This window comes from Rheinheimera sp. (assembly GCF_020217005.1).
Classification (GTDB): domain Bacteria; phylum Pseudomonadota; class Gammaproteobacteria; order Enterobacterales; family Alteromonadaceae; genus Pararheinheimera.
Genome location: NZ_JAIWOI010000174.1, coordinates 1 through 10000, shown reverse-complemented (window position 1 = coordinate 10000; position 10000 = coordinate 1). Strand labels below are relative to the sequence as shown.

The window sequence follows — 10000 nt, the reverse complement described above, 5'->3', positions numbered from 1 at the left end:
CATGCACTGCGTGAGCACATAGTGGCGCTGAACTGCGGTCGTTGGGACTATATTTTTAGTTATATCAAAACTTTAAAAAATCATGCTGACCGCGTGTTACCGGACCGTCAGGTAGTGACTATGGATCAGCCGTTTTTATCGGCCTATTCAAAACTTCTGATCAAAACCTGCCACAAGCGCGGAGCTTTGGCGATGGGAGGGATGGCGGCATTTATTCCGGCAAAAGACCCTGTTGCAAATCAGGCAATTTTAACCAAAGTGACAGCGGATAAAGAACGCGAAGCCAGCAACGGTCATGACGGCACCTGGGTAGCGCATCCTGGTTTAGCAGCAACAGCGAATGACGTGTTTAACCAATACCTGACCAATGGCAAAACCAATCAGTTGCATGTCAGTCGCGCTGAGGATGCGCCTGTCACAGCAGCAGATTTATTAGCGCCAAGTTCTGGTGAGCGCACAGAGGCCGGTATGCGAACTAATATTCGCGTGGCTTTGCAGTACATCGCCGCCTGGATCAGTGGTAAAGGCTGTGTGCCAATTTATGGCCTGATGGAAGACGCTGCAACGGCTGAAATTTGCCGTACCTCTATTTGGCAATGGATTAAACACGGCAAAAGTTTAAATAATGGCCAGTTAGTGACGAAGGAGTTGTTCGCACAGATGTTGCTGCAAGAAGCGACAGTAGTGCGCGCAGAGGTGGGTGAGGAATTGTGGCAGCAACAACAGTTTGAGCGTGCTCAGGCATTACTGCTACAAATTACCACAGCAGATCAATTGGTTGATTTCCTGACCCTGCCGGCTTATGAGCTGTTAACTGCTTAATAAAATTGGGGTCAGATCACATTAGTTATGCATAACTAATGTGATCTGACCCCAATTTAATGCTTACAAATGCAGCTCGTCTGCCACTTCGGTAATTAATCGCCTTAGCCAGATATGACTGGCATCCTGATGTAATAACGGACTCCAGATCATTTTCAGCTCTATCGAAGGGATTGGAAAAGGCGGATCCAGCACTTTCATCGTCGCGTCATTCTGGTACAGGAGCGCAGCGCGTAAAGGCAAAGTTGCAATCAAATCTGTCTCTACTGCCAAATGCATAGCCACATGATAGTTACGGGTAAAAACGCTGATGCTGCGCTGCTTGCCAAACTTGGCTAAGGCTTCATCCACCCAACCCAGTTTTTGCACGTCAGCCGGATCCATACCCACACCTACACCAAAGCCAGTTTTACTGACCCAGATATGCTGGGCTTTTAGGTAAGTGTCTAAATTAAAGTTACCAAGAATAGGGTTTAAGCTATTGACCAGGCAGGCAAAACTATCACGCCAAATGGTTTTCTGGTGAAAAGATTGCGGCAGTTGATCAAAACGGTTAATTGCCATATCCACTTTGCCATTTTCTACATCATGAAAGGTCACATCTGACGGAGTCATAATGTCCAGCGAAGTACAAGGTGCCTGAGCCCGTAGCTTCTTAAGCAAAGCCGGGATTAGGGTAGATGCTGCATAATCGCTGGCCATAATGCGAAAAACGCGATGGCTGTGTTCTGGTTCAAAGTCTTTATTTGGTTGTAAGGTTTCTTCCAGTGTCAGCAAAATACCCCGTACTACTGGTGCCAGATCTTTTGCCCGCTCTGTTGGCACCATACCGTCTGAAGTACGCACCAGAATAGGGTCGTTTAATAAATCCCGCAGTCGTTTTAAGCCATTGCTCATGGCAGGCTGAGTGATATTCAGCTGGTTGGCTGCGCGGGTGACGTTTTTTTCCCGCAGTAATACATCCAGATACACCAATAAATTCAGGTCAATTTTGCTGATATTCATCTGCTTCCGCTTCTTAGGGCTATTACGCCGCCAGTTAAAGGCTGATTTAGTGCTTTACATATTCACACAATGAATGACGAGAATCAAAAAAATCAGCTACATGAATCTATATTTTGAAACCTATAGTGAATGTCAACAGCGGCACTTACTAAAAGCCGGACAAACTAAAGACAACACCACAGAGGATGCATCATGTCAGCGTATCAACAGACCATTAAACAACTGGAACAAAGCTGCAAAGCACAAGGAAAAGGCTGGGCCGCTATTAATGCTGAATCTGCCGCCCGTATGCAGCTGCAAAATCGCTTTAAAACAGGGTTAGATATAGCGCAGTACACTGCAGATATTATGCGTGCAGATATGGCAGCTTATGATGCTGACAGCAGTCAGTACACTCAGTCTTTAGGTTGCTGGCATGGTTTTATCGGTCAGCAAAAACTGATCGCCATCAAGAAACATTTCGGTACCACTAAGCGTAAATACCTGTATTTATCGGGTTGGATGATAGCTGCATTGCGTTCTGAATTTGGCCCTCAGCCTGATCAGTCGATGCATGAAAAAACTGCAGTGCCTGCGTTAATCGAAGAGTTATATACCTTCTTAAAGCAGGCCGATGCCCGTGAATTAGGTGGTTTATTCCGTGAGCTGGATGATGCGCGTGCCAAAGACGATCAAGCCAAAGCCGCCGAAGTGCTGAATAAAATCGACAACTTCGAAACCCACGTAGTGCCTATTATTGCTGACATAGATGCTGGTTTTGGTAATGCCGAAGCCACTTATCTGCTGGCGAAGAAGATGATTGAAGCCGGTGCCTGCGCCATTCAGATTGAAAACCAGGTGTCGGACGAAAAACAATGTGGTCATCAGGACGGTAAAGTCACAGTGCCTCACGCAGATTTCCTGGCAAAAATTAATGCGGTGCGTTATGCCTTTTTGGAATTAGGCATCGAAAACGGCATTATTGTGGCTCGTACTGATTCGTTGGGTGCTGGTTTAACTAAACAAATCGCTGTCACCAACGAAGCGGGGGATTTAGGTGATTTATACAACAGCTTTTTAGATGGTGATTACATTCAAAGCGCCTCCGATATCCAAAATGGCGATGTGGTGGTCAAAGCCAATGGCAAGCTGTTAAAACCAAAACGCCTGCAAAGTGGTTTGTTCCAGTTCAAGCCAGGCAGTGGTGTTGATCGTGTGGTGCTGGATTGCATTACTTCATTGCAGCACGGTGCCGATTTGTTATGGATTGAAACAGAAAAACCTCATGTCGGTCAGATTGCTGAAATGGTCAACCGTATTCGTGAAGTGGTGCCTAATGCCAAGCTGGTGTACAACAACAGCCCGTCTTTCAACTGGACGCTGAATTTCCGTCAGCAGGTATTTGATGCCTGGAAAACAGCAGGTAAAGATCTGTCTGCGTACGATAGAGCCCAACTGATGAGTGCTGACTACGACAGCACTGAATTAGCCTTGGAAGCCGACAACCGTATTCGGACTTTCCAGGCTGATGCTGCCCGTGAAGCAGGCATTTTCCATCACCTGATCACTTTGCCGACTTACCATACAGCGGCCTTGTCGACCGACAATCTGGCCAAAGAGTATTTTGGTGCTGCTGGTATGTTGGGGTATGTGGCTGGTGTACAACGCAAGGAAATTCGTCAGGGCATCGCCTGTGTGAAACACCAGAATATGTCGGGTTCGGACATTGGTGATGATCACAAAGAGTACTTCTCTGGAGAAGCTGCGCTGAAGGCTTCAGGGAAAGACAATACCATGAACCAGTTTTCTTAACCCTGGCGCATGGCCGACTATACCTGAAGTATTGACAGGGCTTTGGGTATATTCCCTTCGTAATTGTTGATTTACGTGGTCGGTTTAGACTGACATTGGCAGCCGTAAGGCTGCCTTTTTTTACAGAGTGTCAGCTGGGAGTTTTATCGCAACGCCTTGATCTCATTTTTTTATTCTGGCAGTTTTATATACAGAAGCCGGAGAGGCTGTCAGCATTTTTAAAGATTAAGGGAGATTTCTAATGATGAGTTCAGTACAAAACGCCAAACGTAACGACTTAAAAAGCACATTAAAGTTTGTTGTTGTTGCTTTGACTCTGATAGGGATTTTGTTTGGAACCGCTTTGGGTGTCGCTTTAGCCGCAAGCTTGAAGACTGAACTTGGCCTGTTGCAGTCTCCGGCTTTTTTCTCGCTGATCTTGGGGGGCCTGTTTCTGATTGCCATTGCCTGGCATTACGCTAAAAAAATCGACCGGCTCTGAACCACTTTTTATCGCTTGTCCAGCCAATAAAAAAGCCGCTTACTTTTAATAAAGAACTGCGGCTTTTTTCATTGATTTCAACCTATTACAAGGACTGTAAGAAAGCTTTTACTGCTGTACGTTGCTCTGCGGTCAGGTTTTCATACAGGCTGCGGCTTTGAGTGGCTTCGCCGCCGTGCCATAAAATAACTTCGTCCAAAGTACGGGCGCGGCCATCGTGCAGATAACGTACTTTATCTTCGCCACCCTGCACATACTTCAGACTACCTAAACCCCATAACGGCGCGGTACGCCACATAGAACCTGAGGCTTTGCCCTGTGGTAGATTGTCGGCTAAACCAGCGCCCATATCGTGCAGCAATAAGTCGCTGTATGGCTGGATTTTCTGATTGCGCAGCTCGGCCAGAGGGTGAGTTTTGCCTGTGGTAAAGCTGGCGGTATGACAAGCTACACACTGGCTTTGCACAAACAGCTGTTTACCCTGGGCTATCAGTTGTGGATTGACGTCGTGCTCAGGTGATACCCGAATGCCATCAGGATAACCGCTGCGTAAACTGCGTTGAGCCGGTACACCCAATAAACCCAGATACTGGGTTAAATGCTCCAGCTCACCTTCTGAAATATGAGTAGTGCCCGAATGTTGCTGACAATCTGCCGCTCCTTTTTGGCAAGAACGTTGTGGATAGACAGGGGAAGTCACGCCCAAGTCCTGAACTAAAGCTTCAGCCGCCTGATGACGGGCGCTGACCTTAGTGGCTTTCCAACCAAAACGGCCTAACTGAGTAGCCCCGGTTTCCGGATTTTTTACCCAATGTGCTACACCTTTAGCACCATCGCCATTGACATCATTGATGTCGACATTCGCCAGAATGGCTTGCTCCGGAATAGCTTCCAGTAACCCCATACCTATAACTTGGGGGGCCTGGCGCACTGAATACAACTCTGGTACCGGGCCTTTGAACTCGTAAAGAGGTTTTTGCAGTTCGACTGTTGTGCCATCGGCCAGAGTTTTAATTTCAGTCTGATAACCAGTGACAGTCACTGAATAGTCATCGGCATTGGCTGCCCTGGCTTTGGCCTGAATAGTTAAACCATACAGTGGATCGGCCACCACTTTGTCATCCGCCATCATGCCGGTAAATACAGAGTAAGTGTCCAGCTTATCACCGGATTTTAACGCCAGACTGCGACCATTGTTCTGGTGACAACCTATACAACGCTCATTGTTATAACGAGGGCCTAACTGATTTTGGTGTTCAGCAAAGACCGGATTTTGCGTTGGGGACTCTGAGTGAATACCTGAGGCAAAAGAAGTATGGAATAAACGACGGCCTTTAGAGAATCTTAAGGTATTGCCTATCCCTATGTTATTCGCCATCTGCTGGAACATACGGAAAGGTTCTTCCGAGTAGTTGTACGATACACTGGTTTCACCACCAAGCAGGGTATGATTTGGCAGAGGTTCAGAGTCAAGGTTCGGTGCTACACCGTACCAGGGACGCATGCCTACACCAACAATATACAGCTGTTCAAAGGAGTAATAACGCTCACCACCACCATCTATCACTGGTGTTAATAAACGTGGAGCCGGTGCCAGTTCAATTTTGTCACCAATTTTCAGCGGACTATGAGGGCTTGTGCGCCAGTTAGAGTTAAAGCTCATCATGCATTCACGTTTACCGGAATGGCATAAAGGCTGGCCCCCTTCATTCGGGTTATTAAAGCCATAGTTCAACGACCAGCCAAAATCCCTTACATTTGGGTTTTCGATGTTACGGAACAAGCTAAAGGTAGTTCCACGGAAGCTGCCTTCATTGACATGCAACCAGACTTCGATGGTATTGCCACCAGCCGGGATAGTGTCGCGTATTTCCAGACCAAAAGTACGGTTCTGGAAATAGAAAGGTGGGAAGGTCAGGTAACGACCAGGTCCCTGATCCGGCGCATCCCAGGCTTCACCCCGTTCGCGGGCATGACGTTCTGTTGGGCGTGCTCCCATCAAGGTCACTAAAGTACCATCTGCTTCTTTGTACTGAATTTACTCAACTACTTTAGTGTTTTCAGGGAACAGAGGTAAGGCACCTTCAGGCAGTGGTACAGGTTCCGGAGCTGGCTCTGAAGGTTCTGTTGGATCCGTAGGCTCAGTCGGATCCGTTGGGTCTGTAGGATCTGTAGGGTCAGTTGGCTCTGTTGGTTCCGTAGGATTTGTCGGAGGCGCTTCACCGGTTTGACCAAAAACTTCAAGCTCGCGAATTGAATAACCCCAGGCGTTTCCTGAGCTTGGTGTTAAAGCGTTGATGCGGATATAACGGTAGTCACCAGACAGATCCCATCTGTCTATTCTGTTACCAAACTCATCTATATAAGGCGTTACTAAGGTGGTCCAGTTACTGTTATCCAATGAGCCCTGTACTTCATAGCTGGCTGCATTGGCCGCTTCCCAATGAATAGCGACTTGTTGCACGGCACTGACCGAGCCTAAATCTACTGACATCCATGAAGGGGATTCGCGGTGGTTGGACTCCCAGCGGCTATCGGTATTGCCATCTACTGCTTTTGCTGAGGATTGTAAATGACTACTGGCGTAGGTGGTTTTGCCTTTGGCTATATTGCTGCTGCCAGCTGGCGGAGCATCAGGAGAGACTGGTGCGCCGTCACCTGCTGTGCCTAAAACCTTTAATTCCCAAATGGAAAAACCATAACCATTATGCTCACTGTGTTTAGTGGCGAAGACACGCAAATAACGGTACTGGGCGTTCAGATCCACAGTATCAGTTCTGTTGCCTTTTTTACCGCCAGTCTGGACTGACAAAGTGGTCCAGTTACTGTTGTCGTCTGAGCCCTGAATTTCATATATTTCTGCGTTGGCGTCTTCCCAGTCAATCTTGACCTGACTGATTTGACTGACACTACCTAAGTCTACTGCCAGCCAACTCGGAGCTACTTTGTGGGCTGATTCCCAGCGACTGCCCGGATCACCATCTACAGCCATTTTGGCCCGACGTAGTTCAGTGCTTGCCGTCACTTTTTTATTTAAAGCTAAATTCACCGGGTCTGCACTCGCAGTGTTACCCAGTACTAACAACAAGACCGGGCTCAGTAGTTTACTGATGCCCGCCAATCTGGCGCCAAAACCAGATCGTGTTCTGTGGGAGGAAACCGGATTCATTATCATCTCCTTTGAGATTGATCGCATAGGTGGTTGAAAACGCTAATGTACTGTTGTGACCCTGACTACGTTGTAAAGATGTGTACTCGCTGCAGTCTCATTTTCAAACGATGAGATTTAGTAAACCCGTTACAACTCAATAATAAAGCGACCAGATTTAAACAAAACTGAATAAATAATTGGATTTAATTTATCTTTTTTAGATACAAGGGCTTGGCGGAGAGTAAGGCTGTTTTTTTGTCCAATCTTTGTTCTTTTATAGGCTAAAGTATAAAGGATCAGCTATGACAAGGAGGTGACCTATTGGCCACAAACTTAGGTTTGAAAAACTTAGTCACTAAGCCGAAAGTTTATTGGCTCTGGGTCGGTCTTGGTTGAATTGAGCAGCTTAAACTGCACTTATGTCTTTGTAGATGCCCACCGGAGTAGCCTATGGCCCAAATGTTTCACTCAATCCGCAGTAAAATCATTGCAGGTTACGCTGCAGTGCTAATAGTGGCGATAATTTCTGCCATTGTGCTTTTAAATAATAACCAGCAAATCCGTTTGCGGGTCGACAGTTTTACCGGCATTACGTTACCAGCTCTGGCTCAGTTGGACCTGTTGTTATCCAACAGTAAAGAGCTGGAACTGGCTGGTTACTCTTTGTATGGTACTACCTTAGACAGTGACAACTTTAAGACTAAGCAACAGCAACTGGAGCAGAAACTGCAGCAAGCAGACCAGGAGTTACAGCGGCAGCTCAAGTTATCTGTGAAGACTGAGCTGCAGCTATTCCATGCTGCACTGGATGAGTTAAGCACTGTGATGGCAGCATCTTCTGTGGATTGGGATCTGGCCAGAGAGCGATTAGCTGTTTTAACTCAGAGTTCCGCCGTTTTGGCTAAACGATTGGGGGAATTGCGTGCTGCTGTTGCTGCCGATGCGAATACCGGTTCTATGGCGATAGCGCAGCAGTTGTCCCTGAGTTTTGTCGTTATTATCAGTTTAATTTCAGTATTGGTTCTGGTTGCTGTTGGTGCTTTTGTATTAGCGCAGCGGCAAATTGCGACACCAATTCAACGCCTGTCCAGCCAAATCACCTATCTGGCACAACAAAGGGATCTGACGGTGCAGTTTGACCAACAGCAACAAGGTGAGCTCGGCATGATGTCTGTCAGCTTAACAGGCTTGTTGCAGGTATTCAGCGCCGGCATGAGGGAAGTTCAGGGCGCTATAGGTCAAATCGGCAAAGCAGTTGCAAACCTGAGCAGCAGCACAGAAGTGTCCGCTGATACAGTGCAGCACCTGCAGAATGATATAGGACGTTTAGTTGATCTGATGCAGCAACTTGAGTTGCAAATGCAACAAAGCGTAGCCTGCTCAGCTTCTGCTGCAGAGCACGCTCAGCAAGGGGCACAGCAATTGGTTGTGGCTCAGCAAGAGGTAAAACAAAGTAGCGACAGCATACTCCGGCTGGCCACTGATATTGAAACTACGGCATCTATGTTACTGACATTGCGGGTCGCTGGTGATCAGGTCTCAACCGTAGTTAAAACTATTGCCGATATTGCTGCTCAAACCAATTTACTGGCATTAAATGCGGCGATAGAAGCAGCCAGGGCCGGAGATTCTGGGCGGGGTTTTGCAGTAGTGGCTGACGAGGTGCGGACTCTGGCGATCCGCACCCACCAGTCGACAGTTGAAATTAACCGTATGCTGGAGACCATAGTGCAATCGATCCAATCCGCTGTCACCACTATGGGATCCAATCAGCAGCAGGCTGCTCAGTCTGTTCAGTTGTCTTCCGCTTTGGTCGACACCTTGCAGAAAAGCCGTGCTGTGATATTACAACTGGCAGATGTCAGCCAGCAGTCAGCCAGTATTGCCAGTGATGCTCAGCAGGATGTGGCGGAATTAAGGCAGCAAGTGCAGAATTTCAGACTGTTAGGCGAACAGGTTTTAGCGGGCAATCAACAGATTGGGCAGGCCGCTCAGTCTATGACTGAACTGGCCGGCCATTTAAGTACAACAGTGTCATTGTTTAAAATCAAAAGTCAGGGCTAACGTCAACAGATTAAGGCGCCACTAGATCGGAAATTGAGACTTTGGCGCGCTGTTCATAAGGACTTAGCATAGCTACTACTTTGTTCGCGTTCGAACTGCGGGCGAAATCCATTAAGGCCTGACCATTGCAGACTACTTTGGTCACAGCCGCTTTTTTTGATAAGCGGTTCTGATGCAAGGTCTTACGCAATGACAGTCTGTCGTCAGTCTGAGTATTACTGCAGACTTCTACCAGAACATCTTGGACCTGAGGTGGGATATAAGTATCAGCCATGGCTGTGGCTGATACTGACAGTACTGCTGCAGCGAAAAGAAAGGCAGTTTTCATGGTGTTGTCCTCTGAGTTGAACTATGGCAAGTGCCATAGCTGAAGTCTGCTACCAGACCTCAAGGTTTTCCTCTGCTCTGTGACCAGAGGAATTGCAGAAGTGACCAGAGGGAACCGCGCTTTTTGTCGTTTTTTTGCTTCAGGTTGAAACTAAAAAGCCAGGCAAATATAGCTATCTGCCGGGCTATAAGTTTGTGCAAACTTAATTATCTGGCGGGGAGTAACTGTTCTGACCAATCGGCTTTAAACCGCCTGGAAGCCGCTACGCTCTGGCCATTAGACAGTAACAATTGATAGTCATTGTTATGTGGTTGCACTTTATGCACATGATGTAAGTTGACTATGGTAGAACGATGCA

Annotated in this window: 8 protein-coding genes and 1 pseudogene; 4 read left to right on the top strand and 5 right to left on the bottom strand. The window is 47.2% G+C overall.

The genetic code is table 11. From position 1 onward, the window contains the following. A pseudogene (locus tag LDL40_RS08535) lies at positions 1-822 on the top strand (malate synthase A); the annotation flags it as partial. Between the two features lie 63 nt (positions 823-885). On the opposite strand, the gene LDL40_RS08530 reads toward LDL40_RS08535, so the two are convergent. Beyond that, positions 886-1827 carry a LysR family transcriptional regulator gene (locus LDL40_RS08530; RefSeq protein WP_300994847.1) on the bottom strand — a complete coding sequence of 314 codons (942 nt, stop codon included), beginning with the start codon at positions 1825-1827 and terminating at the stop codon, positions 886-888. A 192-nt stretch (positions 1828-2019) separates the two neighbouring features. Here LDL40_RS08530 and LDL40_RS08525 point away from each other — a divergent pair, with 192 nt between their 5' ends. Both LDL40_RS08525 and LDL40_RS08520 read left to right on the top strand, forming a co-directional pair. Continuing rightward, positions 2020-3618 (top strand): isocitrate lyase, encoded by a 1599-nt coding sequence (locus LDL40_RS08525; protein ID WP_300994846.1) that lies wholly within the window; start codon positions 2020-2022, stop codon positions 3616-3618. Between the two features lie 241 nt (positions 3619-3859). Further along, positions 3860-4099: a hypothetical protein gene (locus LDL40_RS08520; RefSeq protein WP_300994845.1), complete on the top strand. Its 240-nt coding sequence runs from the start codon at positions 3860-3862 to the stop codon at positions 4097-4099. Positions 4100-4184: 85 nt separating this feature from the next. On the opposite strand, the gene LDL40_RS08515 is transcribed toward LDL40_RS08520, so the two are convergent. Together LDL40_RS08515 and LDL40_RS08510 are read right to left on the bottom strand one after the other, a co-directional pair. After that, positions 4185-6098 carry a di-heme oxidoredictase family protein gene (locus LDL40_RS08515; protein WP_300994850.1) on the bottom strand — a complete coding sequence of 638 codons (1914 nt, stop codon included), beginning with the start codon at positions 6096-6098 and terminating at the stop codon, positions 4185-4187. 39 nt (positions 6099-6137) lie between these two features. After that, the gene (locus LDL40_RS08510; protein ID WP_300994844.1) at positions 6138-7268 is read right to left on the bottom strand and encodes a discoidin domain-containing protein; all 1131 of its coding nucleotides are present in this window, start codon (positions 7266-7268) and stop codon (positions 6138-6140) included. A gap of 432 nt (positions 7269-7700) precedes the next feature. On the opposite strand from LDL40_RS08510, the gene LDL40_RS08505 reads away from it, so the two are divergent. Then, positions 7701-9314, top strand: a complete 1614-nt coding sequence (locus tag LDL40_RS08505; RefSeq protein WP_300994843.1) for a methyl-accepting chemotaxis protein — start codon at positions 7701-7703, stop codon at positions 9312-9314. Between the two features lie 10 nt (positions 9315-9324). Here the strand turns inward: LDL40_RS08505 and LDL40_RS08500 are convergent, their stop codons facing one another. Together LDL40_RS08500 and LDL40_RS08495 are read right to left on the bottom strand one after the other, a co-directional pair. Continuing rightward, the gene (locus LDL40_RS08500; protein ID WP_300994842.1) at positions 9325-9642 is read right to left on the bottom strand and encodes a DUF3718 domain-containing protein; all 318 of its coding nucleotides are present in this window, start codon (positions 9640-9642) and stop codon (positions 9325-9327) included. A 206-nt stretch (positions 9643-9848) separates the two neighbouring features. Then, positions 9849-9986, bottom strand: coding sequence for a LytTR family transcriptional regulator DNA-binding domain-containing protein (locus tag LDL40_RS08495; RefSeq protein ID WP_300994848.1), 138 nt, complete (start codon positions 9984-9986; stop codon positions 9849-9851). Positions 9987-10000: the final 14 nt, after the last annotated feature.

Excerpts from the sequence above, each read along its gene's own strand:
- LDL40_RS08530 (WP_300994847.1), bottom strand. The coding sequence starts at position 1,827 with ATGAATATCAGCAAAATTGACCTGAATTTATTGGTGTATCTGGATGTA.
- LDL40_RS08525 (WP_300994846.1), top strand. The coding sequence starts at position 2,020 with ATGTCAGCGTATCAACAGACCATTAAACAACTGGAACAAAGCTGCAAA.
- LDL40_RS08520 (WP_300994845.1), top strand. The coding sequence starts at position 3,860 with ATGATGAGTTCAGTACAAAACGCCAAACGTAACGACTTAAAAAGCACA.
- LDL40_RS08515 (WP_300994850.1), bottom strand. The coding sequence starts at position 6,098 with ATGGGAGCACGCCCAACAGAACGTCATGCCCGCGAACGGGGTGAAGCC.
- LDL40_RS08510 (WP_300994844.1), bottom strand. The coding sequence starts at position 7,268 with ATGAATCCGGTTTCCTCCCACAGAACACGATCTGGTTTTGGCGCCAGA.
- LDL40_RS08505 (WP_300994843.1), top strand. The coding sequence starts at position 7,701 with ATGGCCCAAATGTTTCACTCAATCCGCAGTAAAATCATTGCAGGTTAC.
- LDL40_RS08500 (WP_300994842.1), bottom strand. The coding sequence starts at position 9,642 with ATGAAAACTGCCTTTCTTTTCGCTGCAGCAGTACTGTCAGTATCAGCC.